This is a genomic window from Neiella marina (genome assembly GCF_002165625.1).
GTDB classification, from domain to species: domain Bacteria; phylum Pseudomonadota; class Gammaproteobacteria; order Enterobacterales; family Neiellaceae; genus Neiella; species Neiella marina.
On sequence record NZ_NGNS01000013.1, the window covers coordinates 89,237 to 111,065 of the forward strand.

General features: G+C 49.6%; 15 protein-coding genes and 3 tRNA genes. 9 read left to right on the top strand and 9 right to left on the bottom strand.

What is annotated here, in order from left to right:
• Positions 1–22: 22 nt before the first annotated feature.
• Positions 23–796 carry a class II glutamine amidotransferase gene (locus CBE68_RS11285; protein WP_087506192.1) on the bottom strand — a complete coding sequence of 258 codons (774 nt, stop codon included), beginning with the start codon at positions 794–796 and terminating at the stop codon, positions 23–25.
• Between the two features lie 156 nt (positions 797–952).
• Here CBE68_RS11285 and fadE point away from each other — a divergent pair, with 156 nt between their 5' ends.
• Complete coding sequence (fadE, locus tag CBE68_RS11290; protein ID WP_188708256.1) at positions 953–3,403, top strand: acyl-CoA dehydrogenase FadE; 2,451 nt, start codon at positions 953–955, stop codon at positions 3,401–3,403.
• Positions 3,404–3,804: 401 nt separating this feature from the next.
• Here the strand turns inward: fadE and CBE68_RS11295 are convergent.
• From CBE68_RS11295 to dnaQ, 5 genes are all read right to left on the bottom strand, one after another.
• Positions 3,805–3,881: transfer RNA gene (locus CBE68_RS11295), tRNA-Asp, on the bottom strand.
• A gap of 39 nt (positions 3,882–3,920) precedes the next feature.
• Positions 3,921–3,997: transfer RNA gene (locus CBE68_RS11300), tRNA-Asp, on the bottom strand.
• 101 nt (positions 3,998–4,098) lie between these two features.
• Positions 4,099–4,175 (bottom strand) — tRNA-Asp (locus CBE68_RS11305).
• 106 nt (positions 4,176–4,281) lie between these two features.
• Entirely contained in the window at positions 4,282–5,619 is a 1,338-nt protein-coding gene (locus CBE68_RS11310) for a TIGR03503 family protein (protein WP_087506194.1), read from the bottom strand.
• Positions 5,616–6,374, bottom strand: a complete 759-nt coding sequence (dnaQ, locus tag CBE68_RS11315; protein ID WP_087506195.1) for a DNA polymerase III subunit epsilon — start codon at positions 6,372–6,374, stop codon at positions 5,616–5,618. Before dnaQ ends, CBE68_RS11310 begins: the two co-directional genes overlap by 4 nt.
• 116 nt (positions 6,375–6,490) lie before the next feature.
• On the opposite strand from dnaQ, the gene rnhA reads away from it, so the two are divergent.
• Complete coding sequence (rnhA, locus tag CBE68_RS11320) at positions 6,491–6,949, top strand: ribonuclease HI (protein ID WP_087506196.1); 459 nt, start codon at positions 6,491–6,493, stop codon at positions 6,947–6,949.
• A gap of 9 nt (positions 6,950–6,958) precedes the next feature.
• Here the strand turns inward: rnhA and CBE68_RS11325 are convergent, their stop codons facing one another.
• Entirely contained in the window at positions 6,959–7,663 is a 705-nt protein-coding gene (locus CBE68_RS11325; RefSeq protein WP_158100583.1) for a methyltransferase domain-containing protein, read from the bottom strand.
• Between the two features lie 76 nt (positions 7,664–7,739).
• On the opposite strand from CBE68_RS11325, the gene gloB reads away from it, so the two are divergent.
• The 5 genes from gloB to CBE68_RS11350 all read left to right on the top strand — a co-directional run bounded on the left by gloB (position 7,740) and on the right by CBE68_RS11350 (position 15,253).
• Positions 7,740–8,504 carry a hydroxyacylglutathione hydrolase gene (gene gloB / locus CBE68_RS11330; RefSeq protein WP_229744743.1) on the top strand — a complete coding sequence of 255 codons (765 nt, stop codon included), beginning with the start codon at positions 7,740–7,742 and terminating at the stop codon, positions 8,502–8,504.
• 107 nt (positions 8,505–8,611) lie between these two features.
• The gene (locus CBE68_RS11335; protein WP_143824546.1) at positions 8,612–10,111 is read left to right on the top strand and encodes a LysM peptidoglycan-binding domain-containing protein; all 1,500 of its coding nucleotides are present in this window, start codon (positions 8,612–8,614) and stop codon (positions 10,109–10,111) included.
• Between the two features lie 98 nt (positions 10,112–10,209).
• The gene (locus CBE68_RS11340; protein ID WP_087506200.1) at positions 10,210–12,216 is read left to right on the top strand and encodes a transglycosylase SLT domain-containing protein; all 2,007 of its coding nucleotides are present in this window, start codon (positions 10,210–10,212) and stop codon (positions 12,214–12,216) included.
• A 160-nt stretch (positions 12,217–12,376) separates the two neighbouring features.
• Complete coding sequence (locus CBE68_RS11345) at positions 12,377–13,744, top strand: YjiH family protein (protein WP_087506201.1); 1,368 nt, start codon at positions 12,377–12,379, stop codon at positions 13,742–13,744.
• 108 nt (positions 13,745–13,852) lie between these two features.
• Entirely contained in the window at positions 13,853–15,253 is a 1,401-nt protein-coding gene (locus tag CBE68_RS11350; RefSeq protein ID WP_087506202.1) for a hypothetical protein, read from the top strand.
• An 81-nt stretch (positions 15,254–15,334) separates the two neighbouring features.
• On the opposite strand, the gene CBE68_RS11355 is transcribed toward CBE68_RS11350, so the two are convergent.
• Positions 15,335–16,606, bottom strand: coding sequence for an O-acetylhomoserine aminocarboxypropyltransferase/cysteine synthase family protein (locus tag CBE68_RS11355; protein WP_087506203.1), 1,272 nt, complete (start codon positions 16,604–16,606; stop codon positions 15,335–15,337).
• Between the two features lie 236 nt (positions 16,607–16,842).
• Positions 16,843–17,412 (bottom strand): TetR/AcrR family transcriptional regulator, encoded by a 570-nt coding sequence (locus CBE68_RS11360; RefSeq protein WP_087506204.1) that lies wholly within the window; start codon positions 17,410–17,412, stop codon positions 16,843–16,845.
• A gap of 141 nt (positions 17,413–17,553) precedes the next feature.
• Here CBE68_RS11360 and CBE68_RS11365 point away from each other — a divergent pair, with 141 nt between their 5' ends.
• Both CBE68_RS11365 and CBE68_RS11370 read left to right on the top strand, forming a co-directional pair.
• Complete coding sequence (locus tag CBE68_RS11365) at positions 17,554–18,612, top strand: efflux RND transporter periplasmic adaptor subunit (protein ID WP_143824547.1); 1,059 nt, start codon at positions 17,554–17,556, stop codon at positions 18,610–18,612.
• Between the two features lie 6 nt (positions 18,613–18,618).
• A complete protein-coding gene (locus CBE68_RS11370) occupies positions 18,619–21,666 on the top strand; it encodes an efflux RND transporter permease subunit (protein ID WP_087506206.1) in 3,048 nt (1,015 codons plus the stop codon).
• The last annotated feature ends 163 nt before the right edge of the window (positions 21,667–21,829 follow it).

Sequence of the window (21,829 nt, forward strand, 5' to 3'; positions counted from 1 at the left end):
TCGACTATGACGCCAGCAGTTGCTAGTTGCTGGCTATCACTTCTCCCTCTTTAAACAGTACCCATTGACCTGGCGACATGACGTGCCAATCTTCATCTTTGGTCAATGGTTGTGTTGCAACGACCGATACAACATCATTGGGTGTTGTTTCCTTGGCAAAGTCGATTTCCCAGTCATTATCCAACAATGTCGCGGTACCGAATGGCGCCCGACGAGTGATCCAATGCAACTTAGTCGAACAATAAGCAAACAACCAACGACCATTCGATAGCAGCATGTTGTAAACCCCCTTGGCCCGAAACATATCTGCTTGTTTAGCAACGAAGCGAGCAAATGCCGCCGGATCGCGAGGGCCATTGGCATATCGCTGTTTCAGGCGCCCCATCAGATAGCAAAACGCAAACTCGGAATCGGTATTGCCGACTGGCTGAAAGCAGCCCAAAGGTAAATCTTTGTAGTTTGACAGCTGGCCATTGTGAGCAAACGTCCACATACGACCACCTAGCTCACGTTCAAATGGGTGGGTGTTTTCAAGTCGGACACCACCGCGGTTAGCTTGACGAATATGGCCGATAACAATTTCGCTTTTTATCGGATATTGCTCCAATAGCTTAGCAATTCGGCTCTGATAACTAGGCTCCGGATCTTTGAAACTTCGACAGCCCTTGCCTTCATAAAAGGTCAATCCCCAGCCATCACGGTGCGGCCCAGTATCGCCGCCACGACGCAATAATCCAGAAAAGCTAAAACAAATATCAGTTGGCACATTGGCACTCATCGCCAACAACTCGCACATAACAACAATTCCACCCTTGGTGAGTCAGAGTCGTGGATGATACCGCAATTCCATCTCAACCTGCTTGATCCGAACAAGCGTTTGATCTATTAATAGACTCAACTCGTAAGAGGTCTGACCACTTCAAATAACAAAAATGGGGGATGTGTCGTGGAGATGTTTCTTTGGATCCTAGGTTTAATCGCGGTGATCGGTATCGTTGCTTATCATCGCCAATCACTGTTGCTGGCAACAGCTGCTACAGCCGGTTGGCTGGTACTTGGTCAGTTGGCCTTGAGTTTGCCAGTATGGTGCTGGGCAATTTGGGCCATATTGGCTGTACCGCTAAATATAACGGCGATACGCAAGAGCTTACTCAGCAGTGCCATGCTCAAAGCCTACCGCAACATTATGCCGGAAATGTCGTCAACAGAGCGTGATGCTATTTCGGCAGGCACCACCTGGTGGGAAGGCGAATTATTCCGCGGCAACCCAGATTGGAAAATGCTACACAACTACCCTGCCCCAGTATTGAGTGCAGAGGAACAAGCATTTATTGATGGTCCGGTGGAAACCGTTTGTCAAATGACCAACGATTTTGAAATCACCCACGAGCGCGCTGATCTCCCCCCTGAAATTTGGCAATACCTCAAGGACAATGGCTTTTTCGCCATGATTATCAAGAAGCAATATGGCGGTTTGGAGTTTTCGGCCTACGCGCAAAGTTATGTGTTACAGAAGCTGGCAACTGTCAGCGGAGTTTTGGCCAGCACCGTTGGCGTACCTAACTCCCTTGGACCGGGCGAACTGTTGCAGCACTATGGTACCGAAGAACAGAAAAACCATTACCTGCCGCGCTTGGCAAAAGGCTTGGAAATTCCGTGCTTTGCCCTAACAAGCCCGGAAGCAGGGTCCGATGCTGGCGCAATCCCGGACCGAGGCACGGTTTGTATGGGTGAATGGCAGGGTGAACAAGTATTGGGAATGCGGTTAACCTGGAACAAGCGTTATATCACTCTGGCTCCAGTGGCAACCGTACTTGGCTTGGCATTCAAGCTGGATGACCCAGAGCAACTGCTCGGTGGCGAAACCGATCTTGGCATCACTTGCGCACTAATCCCCACAGATACTAAAGGTGTCGATATTGGTCGTCGTCATTTTCCTCTGAATGTGCCGTTCCAAAACGGGCCAACTCGCGGTGAAGACGTATTCGTACCAATCGACTACATTATCGGCGGCCAGAAAATGGCTGGCCAAGGCTGGCGTATGTTGGTTGAATGTTTGTCTGTTGGTCGCGGTATTACACTGCCAGCCAACGCCACAGGCGGAGCCAAACTGGCGGTTATGTCGACCAGTGCATACGCTCGAGTTCGACGCCAGTTTAAGGTGCCAATTGGTTACTTGGAAGGTATTGAAGAACCGTTGGCGCGAATTGCCGGTAATGCATACCTGATGGATGGGGCCGCCAATCTAACCACCACGGCAATTGATATGGGTGAGAAACCATCGGTGATCTCAGCGATCGTCAAGTATCACCTGACCGACAGAGGTCAGAAAGTGATGATTGACGCCATGGATGTCCATGGTGGTAAAGGCATCTGTATGGGGCCATCGAACTACTTGGCTCGCGGTTATCAAGGCGCACCAATTGCAGTGACCGTTGAAGGCGCCAACATTCTCACCCGCTCAATGATTATCTATGGCCAAGGTGCGATTCGCTGTCACCCCTACGTATTAGCCGAGCTTGAAGCGGCCAGTTTGAAAGACCATAGCAAAGCCTTGGCTGATTTCGACAAAGCGGTGTTTGGTCACATTGGTTTTGCCATCAGTAATGTCTTTCGCAGCATATGGTTTGGCTGGGGAGGCTACCGTTTCAGTAGCTCGCCGCAACGTGATGCAACGGCCAAATACTATCGCCAGTTAAACCGCTACTCAGCGAATCTGGCGCTACTGTCAGACATTGCCATGGCGACACTTGGTGGCTCACTGAAACGTCGTGAGCGGGTATCGGCGCGCTTGGGCGATATGCTGAGTGAGTTGTATTTGTGCTCTGCGGCACTCAAACGCTATGACAACGACGGTCGCCCAGCAGAAGATCTACCATTGTTGCAGTGGGCCGTTGAAGATTCATTAGCGAAACTTCGTGTTGCCCTACGCGATCTGTTGGATAACTTCCCGGTCGCCGGTGTTGGCGGGTTAATGAAAGCCGTGATCATGCCATTCGGCCTACCAAGCAGTCGCCAAGGCGATAAGCTAGACCATCAAGTCGCTAAGTTGGCAATGACGCCCGGCGAGAGTCGTGACCGGCTGGGCCACATGAGCTTCTTGACTGATTGCGAAAACAATCCAATTGGTACACTTCAAACAACTCTGAATGACATCATTGCTGCGGAAGCGCTAGTTGCTAAAGTCAGTGAAGCCAAAGGCGAAAAAGTACCATTCATTTGGCTCGATAGAATTGCCGAGCAAGGGCTTGAAATGGGAGTGCTAAGTGACTCAGAGGCACAGCTGCTGCGTCGTGCAGAAGTAGGTCGCATGAAGGCAATTAATGTCGATGATTTTGATTCCGATGAGTTGGTTGCTGACAAATCGACGTTGCCTCAAAAACAAACCAAGAATGCGGCCTAGACGACACCATAAAACAAACAACGAGTAAGGGGGCTTAAGACCCCTAGTCAGTCCCAACACTTAGGCGTCATGGCCTCGCTCGGCACATGACGCCTTTTTTGTGCCAAAAAATCGTCTGATACCAATTGTACTAATGATTTGGCCTGCCAGTGGCAGTTAAAAAGGATTTAACTGCGGCCAAGGACGGATTCACCGCGTCTTGTTGCAGAAACTTTGTTGCGGATGTGGGTCTGCTTAGACGGGATTACAAAATACATCCATGTATTTTGCCCTTCGGGTCGCGCTAAAGCGCGCTCTAAAATGTTCCAGACATTTTAGTCAAACCCGCTTCGCGGCTTCTCGTTCAAGTTCAATCACAAACAAAAAAGCCCCGCTCAAATGAGCAGGGCTTTATTGTTTAATGGCGGAGTGGACGGGACTCGAACCCGCGACCCCCGGCGTGACAGGCCGGTATTCTAACCAACTGAACTACCACTCCGCATCGGAACTCTTTGTATCACATTGTCATCAGGAAAAGTGGCGGAGTGGACGGGACTCGAACCCGCGACCCCCGGCGTGACAGGCCGGTATTCTAACCAACTGAACTACCACTCCGCACTGGAACCTGATTGTTGCTCTTACGAGCTGCAGAGCAGATGTACTGAAATGCACTTCTTTACTGCGTCAGCCCCGCTTTTGCGTGACTTTGAAAATGTTGGCGGAGTGGACGGGACTCGAACCCGCGACCCCCGGCGTGACAGGCCGGTATTCTAACCAACTGAACTACCACTCCGCACTAATCTGACGGTGCCTAGCTAACAAAGATGAACTTTGTATGAACGCCACCGTGCAGCGCGGGCGGAATAATACGGATTCCCCAAAAGTGAGTCAACCACTTTTTAGCGGTCTTCTGGCCGATTCAGATCAATATCGCCATCATCGTCAGAATCGTCGTTTTCATCACCAGTTTTTGCTGCTTTTTTGCGCTTTCTCAGAATGACAAAAACTACACCGCCAACAATCAGCAATAAACCAACCGAGCCGGCAATCGCCCACCCCCACCAAGGTATCCCTGCAGATGGAGCCTCAGTGCTTGATTCTGCTTCAGTAACGGCCGATTCAGGCTGTTCCGAAGCCGGCAACACATCGCCCTCCAGAACAATTTCCGGGCTTTGCTCTGGACCCAGCTCATCTTTACTGAGGAAAGTTGGCGCCGCTTTGATCACACTAAAGCGCTCTTTAGGGATTTCAATGGCAACTTCTCTACCCGTGTTATCGTCGGCAAACAACCAGCCGCCGATTCGATAATCGCCTGTCCTATCGACGAAATCTAAATCCATCGAAAAGGTTTTGTCATTCGGCTCCACCAGAGTAAGCGGATATTGAAAATCATTAGAGCCAGTCACCATTAAATTGATCGCGACGGTATCGAGATTAATCACATTGGCGTCGACTGTGTATTCAACTCGCAGAGCATTGTCCGCAATACGAACGATATTGGCCTTAAGTGGTAACGGTTTGAGTTCAATGTCTTGCACCGCCGCCCGTTGGAAGGTTTTGTTGCTGACGCGGGCATACAGTTTATAACGCCCTGGCTTTTGTCGGATATCCACTTCGCCGGTAAATACGCCATCTCTTGGGTACTCATCGAGGCCAGTGCCGTTGTCGTAAAACTTGCCCATCCGATCCGCCGAACCTGGATTCAAAGCTGGATTCGGCTGGTTCAGCGTTCTGCGGGTCAAAAATAGGTCGAGCTCAGTCGAACGGTAAAATGCATCACTATTTATTCGCTCACCATGATTCATCAACTGAGCAGTCAGTTTGATGCGCTCGTGTTGATAAAGCACCTTTGGTGCTTCGGTAACCTGCAACTCAATGGCGCTGAGAATTTCGATGGCATTGCGTCGGTCAATGCTGCCGACAATCTGCCATGGCCCCGGAATCGGCTTAGTAATGGTAATTAAGTCAAACGAATCTTCGTCATACCAACTGACATTTTGTGGAGACGTGTGCGCATAAAGCTTACTGCCATCCGGCTGAACCAAAACAATAGGCCCAGCACCGGGTTTGCGATATACCACTAAGGTGACTTCTTCAATACCGTGGTCAAGACGAAAACGATTGTCGAGCAGCTGATAGGCACTGCGAACCAGTTTTTCAGGAGCCTCAGCATGGGACGGTAACGTCAGCGCCAGCAACAACAGGGTACTTAGGCACCCAAGCAGGTATTTTTTCATGTTGATTCAGCCACTCCCAAAGTTTGCCAAATGCTTTGCCCTGCTTTCTTTTCGACTCGAGCCATGGTTTCTTGATGACTTTCGAGTTCAGTTGATGAGGCCTTGATCACAGGAAGTGCATCTGCCGACAAAGTAACCGGCCGAATGTCACTCCCAGCAGCAGACGAACCATCTTCACTGTCTTGCCCTAACGCCAACTTAGTCTGGCCACCAGTCATTAACAGATAAACATCTGCCAGAATCTCGGCATCGAGCAATGCGCCGTGCAATTCACGGTGAGAGTTATCAATACCTAGTCGACGGCACAACGCATCAAGGTTGTTTTTCTGCCCCGGATACATGTCTTTTGCCAGCACTAGGGAGTCGGTGACCTGACACAGTTCATCCGTCATCGCCCAGCCAGCACCAAGTTTGCCGAACTCATGGTCCATAAAGCCGACGTCAAACGGCGCATTGTGCGCAATCAACTCGGCGCCACGAATGAACTCGACAAATTGTTGGGCAACGTCAGCAAAGCGGGGACAATCTTTGACGTCATCATCAGTGATACCGTGAACTGTGGTCGCTTCAGGATCGATCGGCATGTCCGGATTGAGGTAGACATGATAGTGATTGCCGGTGAGACGGCGGTTTATCACCTCCACGCAACCAATTTCAATGATCCGGTGGCCCAAATGCGGTGCGCCGCCGGCCATGTTCATACCTGTGGTTTCAGTATCCAGAATGATCTGTCGAGTTTGATCGGGTTGCATCATATCCTCTGTGTCGGGCTCATCGGCCTTTGATGTATCGCTGAGGGCTCGTTTATACTCGCGTCAACTGCACGACGGCCACTCAAGGCTGTTGATATTACAACAAGAAGCGAAAAACAATGAAACAGGTCGAAATATTCACCGATGGTTCTTGTCTGGGCAATCCGGGTCCTGGCGGCTACGGCGCCCTGCTGCGCTACGGCAAACACGAGAAAGAGCTCAGTGGCGGCTATTTCTTAACCACCAACAACCGAATGGAATTGCTGGCGGCGATTGAAGGTTTGCGAGCATTAACCAGTCCATGCCAAGTCACGCTGACCACAGACAGCCAATACGTCAAACAAGGCATTCAAAGCTGGATTGCCGGTTGGAAGCGCAAAGGCTGGAAAACATCCAACAAGACACCAGTCAAAAATATCGACTTATGGCAGGCGCTGGATGCCGAAACCCAACGTCATCAAATCGATTGGCAATGGGTCAAGGGCCATGCCGGCCATGATGAAAACGAGCGAGTTGATGATTTGGCCCGGGAAGCGGCCCAGTCGCCATCGATGGAAGACGAAGGCTATAAACCTTAACGGCTATGTTTAACACTGACGACCGGCGACACCTGCGCCACTCAAAGCGCCAACCGTTTTGATTCGACTGACGGTTTTCCAAGATGGCTTAACCGGCGTCAGTGGCACTTCACGCTTTTTCATCAACATGACATAAACCGAACCTGCCCACGGCGCATAACGTTGGCCAAGTTGCTGAATCTTGCGATTAGCGGGGTTTGTACCGAGCAAACTGCTAAATGCCAGAGTTTGGCGATCAATAATCTCGCAGCCGAGTAGTTGAAACCAATCGGCAATGCGCCCTTGAGCGAAAAAACGACCACTCCAAGGGTAGCGCTTTCGCCAGCTAGGCCAGATCTTGCCAGTACTAATCATGCTATACGGATTGAAACCTGCCACTAAGATATGACCATCCGAAATAACAACGCGATGTATTTCTCGCACCATTTGGTGCGGGTCGCTGCAAAAATCGAGGCAAAATGGTGCCACGCAAGCATCGATCGAATTCTCACTCAGCGGTAATTCAGTCTCTTTGCCACGAATACTCCCTGTCAGCAAGGATGATAAACGCAACTGACGCTTAATACTCGAAGCGCTGGTATCAAGCGAGTCTCCCAACGGCCCGAGCGTCACCATGTAGTAACCAAACATGCGCTCAAGCATCGGTGTAATAGCAGGTTCAAGTTGCTGTTTAAGCCAAAGCCCTTGAGCTAACTCATCCCAGCTCAAAGGCATGCGCAATGCTTTATTTGTTGCAGCGGGTCTCATAGTATTATCGCTACTGATACCTTGGTTAGGGACAAGAACTGTTGTGACAATCTACCCGATTCGAGCATTTCAAGATAACTATATATGGGCAATTCACAATAAGCACAATCTTGTTGTCATCGATCCTGGCGATGCGCAACCAGTGATAGATTATTGCCAAAAGCATCAGCTTACCCTTGTTAGCGTCCTGATCACGCACCATCATCGTGACCACACCGGCGGTATTGTTCAGCTCAAATCACAGTTTCCTCAATTGACTGTGATTGGCCCTAACAACCCAGCGATTGCGGCGGTAGACCAAACCGTTAATCAAGGCGATGTCATTGCTATCGAACCATTGCAGTTGTCTTTTGAAGTCATGTCGATTCCCGGTCACACCTTGGATCACATTGCCTACTTTGGCCATGGCGCAGTATTTTGCGGCGACACCCTATTCCATGCAGGCTGCGGTCGCCTATTTGAAGGAACACCGCAACAAATGCTGGCATCATTGAAAAAACTTGCCACGCTACCGGATGCAACCCGCGTTTACTGCACCCACGAGTACACTGAAGCGAACTTGAGGTTTGCCAATGCAGTGGAGCCGAACAACCCATTGCTAAAAGAGGTTTCCGACACAGTGGCACAGATGCGGGCGATTGATCTGCCATCACTCCCCACTAGTATCGCCGAGCAAAAAAGAGTCAATCCGTTTTTGCGTTGTACCGAGTCACCACTCGCGCAATCAGTTGCCAACTGGGCGAATCAACAACTTGCCGATGAACTATCAACCTTTACCCACCTGCGGCAATGGAAGGACCAGTTTTGACCTTGGCAGAGCAACACTATAGGATCGCCTGTTTGTGGTCGACAAAGCGGCCGATGACGACCCGGAATCGGGCCTTTCAATGATTTGTGATTGTGGTAGTTGGTTTGTTGAAACGTTGTACAAATAATGGCTTAGTTGGTTTGTTATTGGGCTTGCTGTTGGCAGGCTGTCAAAGCACTTCAGAGATTAGCGAATCGACCGCCCAACAAGTAGTCACTCCAGTAGAGCCACCGGCGGTCGAAGCCGCCCCCGAACCCACTGCACCAACCCAAGCAGAGCTATATCTTTGGCACCACATGCGCGATGGATTCGCTCTTGCTGAGCAATCGCACCCAGCAATCGACAAGGAGCGCAAGCGTTACTTACGACATAAGGATGTGATTGCCGAAATTGATAGACGTGCAGGGGCTTATCTCGCCGTCATCATCGAGCAGCTAGAGCAACATCAGATGCCACTCGAGATTGCCATGCTGCCGTTTGTCGAAAGCGGCTTTGACCCATACGCATACAGTCATGGTGGTGCCGTGGGCATGTGGCAGTTTATGCCAGCGACGGCAAAGCGCTTCGGCTTGGCAAATGACTGGTGGTTTGATGGCCGCCGCGACATCTACTTATCCACTCTGGCAGCGATCGATTATCTGAAGTATCTGCACAACATGTTTGATGGCGACTGGCTATTGGCCTTGGCTGCATACAATAGCGGCGAAGGCCGAGTAAAACGTGCGGTGAAGAAGAATAAACGTCGCGGCAAAGCAACTGATTTTTTCTCGCTTAAACTACCCTCAGAGACAACTGCTTACGTTCCTCGTTTGTTAGCAATTACTGACATCATTAGAAACGCCGAACAATACAATATGGCGTTACCAGAACGACCCAATCAGCAAACTTTGGTGGCCATCGATGTTGGCAGTCAGATTGAACTAGCGATAGTCGCAGAACTTGCTGATATGAGCTTGAAACAAATTGCCGAATTAAATCCTGGCTATAACCGCTGGGCCACCGCTCCAACTAAATCCAATATGTTGCTGATCCCGCAAAGTCAGCAAGCACAGCTTGAAGCAGGGTTGGCTCAATTACCCGCCGAGCAACGAGTGAGCTGGCAGCGCTATCAAATTCGCCCAGGTGACAGCCTAGAGCGCATTGCGAAGAAACATCACACAACAGTCAATGTGTTGATGACTGCCAACAACCTCAACAGTCATATCATCCGAGCAGGTCGTCATTTGATGATTCCTCTGGGCGACGAAGCACGATTGCCTCCGCTACGAATGGCAGAGGACAAACCAACCAAGTACCAAGTTCAGCGAGGTGATAGCCTGTGGCTGATTGCCCGTCGCTATAAGGTAAAACATCAGGATATCGCTCGATGGAACGGCTTAAGTAGCAATATGCTCAAACCAGGTCAAACATTGACCATCTACACCAATGAGCCGCAACACCAAACCAAAACAGTGCGCTACAAAGTGCGTAACGGCGATTCGTTGAGCCTGATTGCCAAACGTTTCGATGTCAGCGTATCGGCCCTCAAACGTTGGAATTCTCTGACCTCAGATTTTTTGCGAGCGGGTCAGCGATTGAAAATTGAAGTCAACCTGACCAGCGGTTAACCAATCGTTCACAGAAAAATAACCAAGTATTTCCTGTCAGCTTGGCGCTAGCTTGATTACACTCTTGAGCATTGCCTTTGCTTAGACGAGAACACTGAGTGGTTAGCAACAAACAGCTTCAGCGGTTATCTAATCTTTCACATCGGTTTGCTCGAACAGCAGCTTTTGCTGCTGTACTTGCACTTGGTGCATTTCCGACTTGGTCTAACTCTGCACCAGTTGAACAACAGCTCCGCATTGAGTTAGCTGATATTCCAGAGCAGCAACAACAGCATTATGACAAAGCACGTCAAGCTCTGCGCAAAGGCCACATTAGCAAGTACAAATCTCTGCGTAAGCAACTTGATGAGCACCCGCTGGCCATTTACCTTGATTACTATTATCTCGGTGATCGACTAAAGCAACTCAAGGCCAGCCAAGTTGCCGATTTTATCGAGCGAGCCGAAGGGTCTCCTTTGGCGCCGCGACTGCAACGACGATACCTGAGCTACATTGGCCCCAAGAGGCGCTGGCGAGACTTCTTAACCGTTAGCCCAACCGAGCCAACAGCGACCGAGTTGCGTTGTTATTATCATCGAGCGCAACTACAACAGGGTAGCAAGCAAGTTGGCTATGATGGTGCCGAGAGTCTCTGGCTCAGTGGTACATCACAACCGAAAGCTTGCGATGTGTTGTTTGATGAGTGGACCAAAGCAGGACTGCGCACCAACGAGCAGATCTGGGAACGGATGCTTTTGGCATTCGATGCCAAAGAGCGTGGTTTGCTGTCTTATTTGAGTCGCAAGCTGAACGGCAACTACCGTCCTTATGGCGATCAGCTATGGTCGGTTTATAACAGCCCCAATCGAATCAAAAATCACAGCTCATTCAAACAAGACAACAGCGAAAGTCGCGCCATCATTAGTGCCGCTTTACGCAAGCTCGCACGAACGTCGCCGCAAACAGCAATCAACCTCTGGCAGCATTATCAACAACAACTATCTTTTACCACCGCGCAAAAAGCGGCGATTGAGAAGCAGATTGTCCGCTATGCCTACGCTCGTAAAGATGCCAAAGCAAGTGCTTGGGCCGACACTCGATTAAAGGCCCTATCGAGTAATGATTTGACCGAGCGCCGAATCCGTCAACAACTCAAGAAGCAAGACTGGTCAGCGGTGCAACAGTTGATTGAAGCACTCAGCCCAGAACAACAGCAGTCCGAACGTTGGCAGTACTGGTTAGCAAAAATCGACAATATCCATGGGCGACACCAAGTAGCAACGCAGCGACTTGAAGCGATTGCCGACAAGCGCAATTATTACGCTTACTTGGCCGCAGACGAGTTGGGCCGAGACTACCAACTTGCTGCCAACACGCCGCAACCCACTCAAGCAAGCACCGAATTGCTAGCTAGCTCCAAAGGGCTCGCTCGAGTCAGAGCGTTAATGAGCAATGAGCAGCACAACGATGCTAACTCAGAATGGATTTACTTACTCCGCTATAGCTCGGATGACAAGCGTGTCGCGCTATCTCATTATGCGTTGCAGCAAGGTTGGTGGCATTTTGCCATTTCCGCCGCCATCCGCGCTCGAATTTGGGATGCAGTCGATTTGCGCTTTCCCATCGCCTACCAAGATCTGTTCGACACCTTTGCCGATATGCGCAAGGTCGACGATACCTTATTGATGGCTATCGCAAGGCGAGAAAGTAGCTACAACCGTTACGCTCGCTCGCCTAAGGATGCTCGCGGACTCATGCAGCTAATGCCAGCCACAGCAAAAGAAACGGCTCGCAAAATCAATCTGCGTTACCGCGGGGTCAAAACCTTGTATCAGCCAGAAACTAACATCCGTTTGGGCTCAGCCTACATGCAACGCTTGCTAAAACAGTTCAAGCAAAACAGGGTACTCGCCATTGCGTCATACAACGCAGGTCCGCATCGCATCAAGAGTTGGCTAAACGATGATACACCGCTGCCGTTTGACGTTTGGGTCGAAACCATCCCGTTTAGAGAAACGAGAGATTATGTTCAGGCCGTGCTGGCATATCAGGTGATTTATGCCAAGGGTATGGCTCAGGACGACTTTCAAATGCTTACCGAAACAGAAAAAGGTGCGGTTTATTGATGCATGAAGCAAAATTCACCGAGCCGGGCGTGCGAAACCACAATGCTTTGTGATTTGTACAGTCCCTCTGGCAATAATCTCGCCTTAGCTATTGAGTTCATTGGCTTGTCGCTTTAGCATGCGTGGCTGATTTCATTTTCCAGCAAACAACCCAACCGATATGGTTCGCCAGACTCGAACAGCTTCGTTGTACAGCGCTCGCAACATCTCAATTTTCGCCATTCCTTCGTTAATCGGCGTTGCGCTTTTTATGCTGCCTGTCCCCTACCAAGGCGGCTTGACTATTCCGATCGCGATACTGGCAAAATGGATCCAACAGTTTCTCGGCGGCAATATCACGTCACTCATTGCCGCAGTCGTGGTTTTGGCAACGCTGGCGTCTGTCTTTACCAAAACGTTGGCACCAAGGTGGGTAACCAAAGATCCATTTTTGAATGCCTTGCTCAACGTGTCGCCGATCTGGTTTGTTGTCCGCTGCTTTGGCGCAGTTTTCGTGCTACTGGCATTTTTTAAAGTTGGCCCGGAGTTGATTTACTCCGACGTCACCGGTGGTTTGGTGTTGTATGAGTTGATGCCAGTCCTACTCGCGGTGTTTTTGTTGGCCGGATTACTACTGCCGTTGTTATTGAACTTCGGCTTGCTGGAGCTATTTGGCACCCTACTGACCAAAATTATGCGGCCGATTTTTGGCTTGCCAGGGCGCTCAGCAATTGATTGCATGGCATCTTGGTTAGGCGATGGCTCAGTTGGCATATTACTTACCAGCAAACAGTATGAAGCCAAATACTACACCCAGAAAGAAGCGGCAATTATTGGCACCACCTTCTCTGCCGTCTCCATTACCTTTTCGTTAGTAGTCATCACTCAGGTTAAACTCGAACACTTGTTTGCCCCGTTTTATCTGACCGTATGTCTCGCTGGCTTCGTCGCCGCCATTATCGTGCCCAAGCTGCCACCACTGCGGAATAAAAAGGATTGCTTTATCGACGGCACCACTCGTGATGACAATGCCGAGCAAACACCGCCAGAGCAAAGTTTATGGGGCTGGGGAATGGAGCGCGCACTGACCAAAGCCAGCCAAGTCCAAAGCTTCCGTCAGGTGTTTTTCGAAGGGGTCCGTAACGCCATCGATATGGTATTTGGAATTCTACCTGTCGTCATGGCCATTGGTACCACAGCACTGATCATTGCCGAGTACACCGCTATTTTTGACTATCTCGGCATGCCATTTGTGCCGCTGTTAGAACTGATGCAAATTCCCGAAGCGCAAGCTGCCTCCAAGACCGTGATGGTTGGCTTCGCTGATATGTTCATCCCGTCAATTCTGGCTGCCAGTATTGACCATGAACTGACTCGTTTTGTTATTGCTGCCATGTCGGTCACCCAGTTGATTTACATGTCAGAAGTTGGTGCTTTGTTACTAGGGAGTCAAATTCCCATCAAATTGTGGGAACTATTCGTGGTGTTCCTACTCAGAACTTTGGTAACCTTGCCCGTTATCTGCCTGATGGCTCATTTGGTCTTGTAAAAAGGGCTTCTTAAGGAACGAGATTTTACAAGCTTATTTAGTAGTGCAGTCGAGTGTCTGAAGGTAATCAGCCCTCAATTTGCTGTTTGAACCAGAGAAAGAAGATTTATGCTTAAAAACAATTTATATCCTGCGCTGGCTCTTTCCTTTGCTACCGCAATGCTGACTGCCTGTGGCGGCGGCGGCGGCAACAACAACGAGAAAAGTGACGACGTTAACGAGACGCGTATTCAGGTTTACAACGCCTCGCCAAACAGCACAGGCTTAACCTACGAATTTGAAAAAAATAACGAAACCACTCACATCGCTAGCTTCATTACCTTCGGCGATGCCAGTGGCTTAACTCAAGTATCGAAAAACGGCACTCACGAAGTAACCGTCTCTGGTATCGATGCCAACGGTGACCGTGAAGATATTCTCGAAGACGTTGAAGTGAACATCCGCAATGACCAGCGGAACATTGTTTTTACCTACGGCATCTATCCTGAAATTGCGCTGGCTGAATTCGATTTCAACCTCAATGACCTGTTCGATGACACCATGCGTTTTCTGGTCGCTGACTTTAAAGTCAACAGCCCAGGCTACGACGTTTATGTTGGCATTGCCGATGAAGGCTTTTCAGCAGCTGAGCTTTGGGCAACCAGTGTCCCTGGCACTATGTTCGAAGTCGGTGACTTTGAAACCGATACTTACGATATCTATCTGACCAGCACCGGTACCACTGACATTCTGTTTACCGCAGAAGATGTCAACATGGAAGCGGAAACCGGCTACATCATTGTATTGCGTGATACCTTTGGCCCAAGCAACTCGGGTGTTGCCATCGACAAGATGACCAGCTCGTCAACTGTGGTTAGCTATGAAGATGCCTTCGGCGCGGCCCAGTATCGTTTCATGAACTTGATTGACCAAACCGTTAACTCGCAAATTGTCTCAGGTGACGATACTTACACCCAAGATGACATCGCGCCATACACGGCGAGCCCGTATGACGTGGTTAACTACAACGACTACAAGATCTTCCTAACTGACGAGAGCGATGAGGAAATCTACCGTGGCGTTGTCATGAGCCTGCCACAAAACGCAACAATGGGTGCGGCGATTTATCACGACAAAGAAGATGCAGTGAAAGTGCTGACCTTCCCTGAGTCGGTTCGTCAGTTGACTTATCAGGTTGATGTTAATTTCGTTAACCTAACCACAGATATCGATCAGGTAGACGTCTACTTCGTTGAAGAAGGCAAAACCATTGAAACCACGCCTTACACCTTCCAAAGTGTTGACTTTGAAGAAGTGGAGACAGGCAACCTGCCAACCAACAGCTATCGCGTTAATGTCGTGATTGAAACTGAAGATCACACCTTGGAAATGGTTTACCAATCAGAAATGTTCGATTTCCAAGATGACTTCAACTACACCATGTTGTTGTACAACGATCCAGACACGCCATTTGGTTACAACGTCATGTTCGCTGGTGCTGATGCCTCAGTGAATACATTGAATCAATAATCAGTGGTACTGAAAAAGCATGAAAAAAAGGGAGCCTAACGGCTCCCTTTTTATTTCAACTTTTTAACTGACGCGGTCAAGCTAGATCGCCGCAAACGCTTGCTCTAAATCAGCCAGAATATCGTCGGCGTGTTCGATGCCAACACAAATCCGGATGGTCTCAGGCTTCACCCCAGCAGCGGCCTGTTCTTGCTCAGATAACTGACGATGGGTGGTCGATGCTGGGTGGCAAGCCAGTGTTTTAGCATCACCAATATTGACCAAGCGCTTCACTAACTCCAGCGCATCATAAAACTTCACCCCGGCATCAAATCCACCCTTGATACCAAAAGTGAGCAATGAGGCTGGTGTGCCCTTGCAGTACTGCTGAGCGAGTTGGTGGTATGGGTCATCGTCCAACCCTGCATAGCTGACCCACTCGACTTGTGGGTGTTGCTTCAAGAACTGAGCAACCGCGACTGCATTTTCACAATGACGTTCCATTCGAAGTGCCAGAGTTTCCAAGCCTTGCAAGATCAGAAAGGCATTCATCGGAGAGATTGCCGAACCGGTATTGCGTAGCGGTACAGTCCGGGCCCGACCAATGTAGGCCGCCTCTGCAAACGCTTCGGTATAAACCACACCATGATAAGAAGGTTCAGGCTGATTAAATACGGGATAACGCTCTTTGTGCTCTGCCCAAGGAAACTTACCCGAGTCGACAATGATGCCACCGATCGAAGTACCGTGACCGCCAACATACTTCGTCAGAGAATGCACCACAATATCAGCACCATACTCAATTGGATTACAAAGGATAGGCGTGGCAACGGTATTATCGACGATTACCGCAACCCCATGTTTGTGGGCTGCCTGACAAATAGCCTCCAAATCAACAATATTGCCTGCTGGATTGCCAATCGTTTCAAGATAAACCGCTTTAGTTTTGTCATCAATCAAAGCTTCAATGGCAGCAGCAGAGTCATCGATGGCAAAACGAACATCGATGCCCTGACTCGGCAGCATGTGGGCAAACAAAGTGTAAGTGCCACCATAAAGTTGCGGCACACTGATGATGTTGTCGCCTTGCTGAGCCAGAGTCTGCACGGCATACGTGATTGCCGCCATACCAGAGCTTACCGCCAGGGCTGCGATACCGCCCTCTAAAGCTGCCATACGCTGCTCTAGCACATCATTAGTAGGGTTCATGATGCGAGTGTAAATATTGCCTGGTACCGCCAAATCAAACAGATCTGCACCATGCTGCGCTGAATCGAATTCATATGACACCGTTTGATATATAGGTACGGCAACCGATTTAGTCGTTGGATCGGTTTGATATCCAGCGTGAATGGCCAGGGTTTCCTTTTTCATCAGGCTCTCCGTTTTGCGAGGTCAGTGTTTTGCAGTGACTTTTGAGCGCCATAGATGGCTCGTCAAAAGGCTGCATAGGTAGGTCAATAAATATAATAAAAACAGCGTACTGGAAGTTGCGTTTCAACAACAAACAGCACAATTATGACTGTCAAATTAGGATAGAAGGTTTTGTTGGCGAAGGAAACTCAGTGGCAATAAATACCACGACTGATCAGAGCTGAGAAATGGCAGCACTAGCGACTTAACGCGGCTCGATAAATCGCTAAATTATTAAGCACCGCCTGTTTGGCATCCGTTAACGGCGAAATAGAGAAGATGGCTTTGGCAGTCACCACCAAGGTTTCGGCAAACTGCTGTGGCGTCAAGCTCTGCTGTGCAAACGAGATCTGTGACTTTTGTTCGGCGGTCGCCAGCGCAGACACGACAAAATCAGTAATCACCTCGGAATGGGAATCAAAAATATCTTGGCAATGATCACTGGCAGATCTAACCAAGTCACTGAGCACCAATTTGTCAGTAATTTCCTCAAAGAGTGGTCGTCCCCAGTCAAGCAGCATGGCCTCAAGTTGCTGCCAGATACAATCATAATCAGTGAGATAGCCTGCCAATTTACTGTATTGGCTCTCATGCTCATGCTTCAGCAATGCCCTAAATAGCTGCTCTTTGCTACCGAACTGCTTGTGGATCGTCACTCGCGAGATATCGGCATAACGGCTAATCATGGCAATGCTACTGGTACTGTAACCATGCTGAAAAAAGCATTGGCGGGCCGCTTTTAAGATTGTTTCGGTACTTGTCAGCATGTCTCAAATAACTATGGCGAGGATCGAACTGGCGACAAAGACTAACGACTTTGATCTCAATTGGCAATTTGCAAGTTTACACTTTATGAAAATATGTTAACTTGATAACCGTTGTATTTCATTACCACCGAGCGTGCCCCCGTGACTCGATTATTTCTTTTGCTCATGCCTCTTTCGATCGCCCTTACAGCTTGTGGGCCAGCCGATAAACCGGACGATTTATCCGTACAACCACCGAAAACCGTGCAACTCAGTGCGGTGCAGCAAACCGATAGCACTCAGGCCTATCGCTTTCCTGCCACCGTCACCGCAGTAAAAACGGTAGAACTCAATTTTGAAGTATCAGGTCGGTTGAAATATGTCGATTTAAAGCAAGGCCAACGGGTGCAAAAAGGCACCTTGCTAGCAGCCATTGATGCAGCCCCATTTGAGCGGAGCGTTCGAGAAAACCGAGCGCGTCACAAACAAGCACGATTAGAGCTAGAACGCATCCAATCACTTTACAAAAAGGGTTTGGCTGCCAAACGAGAGCTAGACAACGCCGAAACCCAGTTTGAAATTACCAAAGTCGATCTGGAAAACAGCATTCAAGATTTAAGCTACACCGAGCTTCGCGCTCCGTTTGATGCCTTGGTCAGTGAACGCCTTGTCGAAGCGGATAGCTACATCGTTACCGGAACAGCCATCACCCGCTTGCAGGATGTGTCAAAAGTCCATTTTGAAATCAACGTTTCGGAACGCGTTCTGGCGGCCAACATTGATAATAAGATCCTCAGTGCCAAAGCAACTGTCGCCGGCCGCAGTGACAATGAGTTTGAACTGGAATATGTGGAACACACTACCGCTGCTGATCCTGTTACCCAAACTTACAAGGTCGTGTTTGCCAGCGAACCACCCGCAGATACCCATTTAACACCCGGCATTCGCGCATCTGCCAATGTTGTTGTTGGCCATGCCAATGATTCGTCAGAGCTATATGTACCGCTGAATGCGTTACAAGTTAATCCTGATAACTCATATTCAGTGTGGCGCTACAACGCAAAGCAAAAGGTCGTCGAGCAAGTTGCCGTTGAGATTGGTACAACGCACGGTCATATGGTGGTGATCAAACACGGTTTGGCGCTCGGCGATCAGGTGGTTTCCGCCGGTGTATCGCAAATGCGTGAAGGCTTAGCAGTAAAACCTTATGTTGCGGAGTAATGACCTGTGGATTTAGCCCGTTACTCAATCAAAACACCGGTCAATACATGGTTGCTGATCTTAATTTGCCTTATTGGCGGCATTGTCGGCCTCAGCAATATTGGTCGTTTGGAAGACCCGGCATTTACCATCAAGCAAGCCAAGGTAATCACCCAATATCCGGGCGCCGACGCTTTGCAGGTCGAAGATGAAATCACTGAACCGTTGGAAATAGCCATTCAGCAAATGCCGCAGCTGTACGAGCTGACTTCAACATCGAAGCCCGGAGTTTCTGAGATCACGGTTGAAATGAAACGGCATTTCGACGGCTCTCAGCTACCACAAATTTGGGATGAATTGCGCAAACGTTTAGCTGATGCCAGCAAAACACTACCGGCAGGAGCCAGAGCGCCGACTGTATATGACGATTTTGGTGATGTTTTTGGCCTTTACTATGCCCTGACAGCACCGGATTTTAGCCCCTATCAGTTGCGTGAATTCTCACGAATCATTCGCCGAAATCTACTTACTGTGCCCGGCGTTGCCAAAGTGGACGTCAGTGGCGTGCTAAAAGAGCAAATTGTGGTGGAAATGGATCTCAACCATATCGCCGGACTTGGCCTGTCTTTTCCCGATATTGCTCAACTGCTGCAATACAATCTCCGCCCATTGCACGATGCGCGCTTATTGATCGATGGCAATCGAGTTCGCATCCCGATTGAAGCGGCAGACAACCGCCTACAAGAATTGGGCGATTTAATTTTGGCGGTTCCCGGCTCCAAGGCGACAATCAGAGTCAGAGACTTTGCTGAACTTCGCATCGAACCGGTGGATGTGCAGCCAAACTTGTTTCGCTACCAGGGCAATCCCGCCATTACGCTGGCAATTTCCGCCAACGACGATGTCAACATTGTCGAAGTAGGCAAAGCGGTTCAAGCCGAAGTAGATAGCATGATCCAGCAACTGCCAGCAGGGCTGACCTTGGCGCCAATCTATGACCAAGCCAGTATTGTTGATGAGTCCGTCAAAGGTTTTATTCTCAATCTCGAGCTATCGGTGCTGGTCGTCACCCTGACACTTTGCCTGTTTATGGGATGGCGCTCAGGCGTGGTCATCGGCGCCGTGCTATTGCTCACCGTCATGGGCACAATTCTGTTGATGTGGCTGTTTGATCTGCAGTTGCAGCGGATCTCTCTAGGCGCCATGGTCATTGCGATGGGAATGCTGGTCGACAACGCGATTGTAGTCGCCGAGGGCATGATGCTGCGAATGCAGCAAGGCAAGCGAGCAATTGAAGCGGCGAGTTTTATCGTCAAACGGACACAATGGCCGTTGCTCGGCGCCACTGTCATCGGTATTGCCGCGTTTTCTGGCATTGGCTTGTCAGATGATGCCACCGGAGAGTTCTTGTTTTCCCTATTCGCCGTCATCCTGATCTCACTGATGCTAAGTTGGGTACTGGCTGTCACGGTAACGCCTTTGTTTGGTTCTTACTTTTATAAACAGGGCAAGCAAAGCAACGAACAAACATCAAGCTCATTGTTTCACAAGGGTTATTTATCAGCGTTAACATCAGCACTTAAGTTTCGCTGGGTGACTATTGCCGGGTTGATTGCGATTACTTTGGTCGCCATGGCCAATTTCAGCAACGTCAAGCAAGGATTCTTTCCACCGTCTAACACGCCGATGTTCTACATTCACCATTGGGGGCCGCAAGCGCGTGATATTCGAACCACAGAGCAACAGGCTAAAGCCATTGAAAAACTATTGCTGCAATATGATGATGTTGCCGCAGTGACATCAAGTATTGGACAAGGCACCGCCCGCTTTACCCTAACCTACGGCCCCGAGGCACGTAACGAAAGCTACAACTTGTTCTTGGTAGAAATGAAGGATGCAGAGGCAATTGATGACTTTATTGCCACCATCACCCTCAAGCTAAGTGCCATGGATCCGGATTCCGACTTTTACCTCAAGCGCATGGTTTTTGGCCCCAGTACAACAGCCAAGCTAGAGGCACGTTTCTCTGGTCCAGACATATCGGTACTGAGAACGCTGGCGGCCGAAGCAGAAAGCATCATGCGGGCCGATGGTCAGATCCGAGACATTCGCCATGACTGGCGCGAAAAAGCCTTAACGCTGGTACCCGATTTCGATGAGTACAACGCAGGAGTTGCTGGTGTCACCCGTGCCGATTTCGCTGACGCTGTGCAATACGTCAGTAGTGGTTTAGAACTAGGTAAATTGCGCGATGGTGATTACGACTACCCGATTGTCGCCAAAGTGCCTGATGCCGCGGTCGCCGATGTCGAAAGCCTCCGCAATGCCTTGGTATGGAGTGCTCATCAGCGCCGCTATATCCCCATGAGCCAGGTTATGCGAGAGGTTGAACTAGCCAGCGAAGATACGCTCATCCAGCGTCGAGATCGGGTGCGCACCATTGCAGTATTCGGCGAGCCTGGGTTTGATGACACCGCAGCGGCAGCACTCAGTAGAATCCGTCAGCAAATCGAAGCGATTGAACGGCCCGACGGGTATGACATTGATTGGGGTGGCGAATATGAATCTGCTGGTGATGCACAGCGGGCATTAGGCGCAGGTTTACCAATGAGCTTCTTGGTCATGATTCTGGTCACGGTATTGCTTTTTGGTCGCGTCAAACAACCACTGATCATCTGGTTAACAGTACCGATGGCAACCGTTGGCGTTGTCAGTGGCTTGCTCGCTACCGACATGCCTTTTGGTTTCATGTCATTGCTTGGCTTCCTTAGCCTGTTTGGCATGCTGATTAAAAATGCCATCGTCTTGGTCGAAGAGATTGATTTGCAAATCGCCGAAGGTAAGCCCAAGCGACAAGCGTTGGTCGAAGCAAGTTTGAGCCGTTTGCGGCCGGTAGCACTTGCGGCCATTACCACCATTCTCGGTATGGCACCGTTATTGTTTGATGCGTTCTTTGCCGATATGGCGGTCACCATTATGGGCGGTCTGACCTTTGCGACTATTCTGACTCTCATTGCGGTTCCAGTGCTGTACAGTATTTTCTTCCGCATTAGCTTCCGCCGCGACACTCACTAACGCCTACCATAGCCTCACCTAACCCATGACATTGCATTGTCGAAGAAGTAGTCCAAGCTTCTTCGGCAATGGTCTACTGTTGTCCGGCTATTTCAGCTTGCGATCTGTCGACAGCCTGAACAGGTCTCGAATAACTACCAGTAAAATTAAATAATTTATTGAA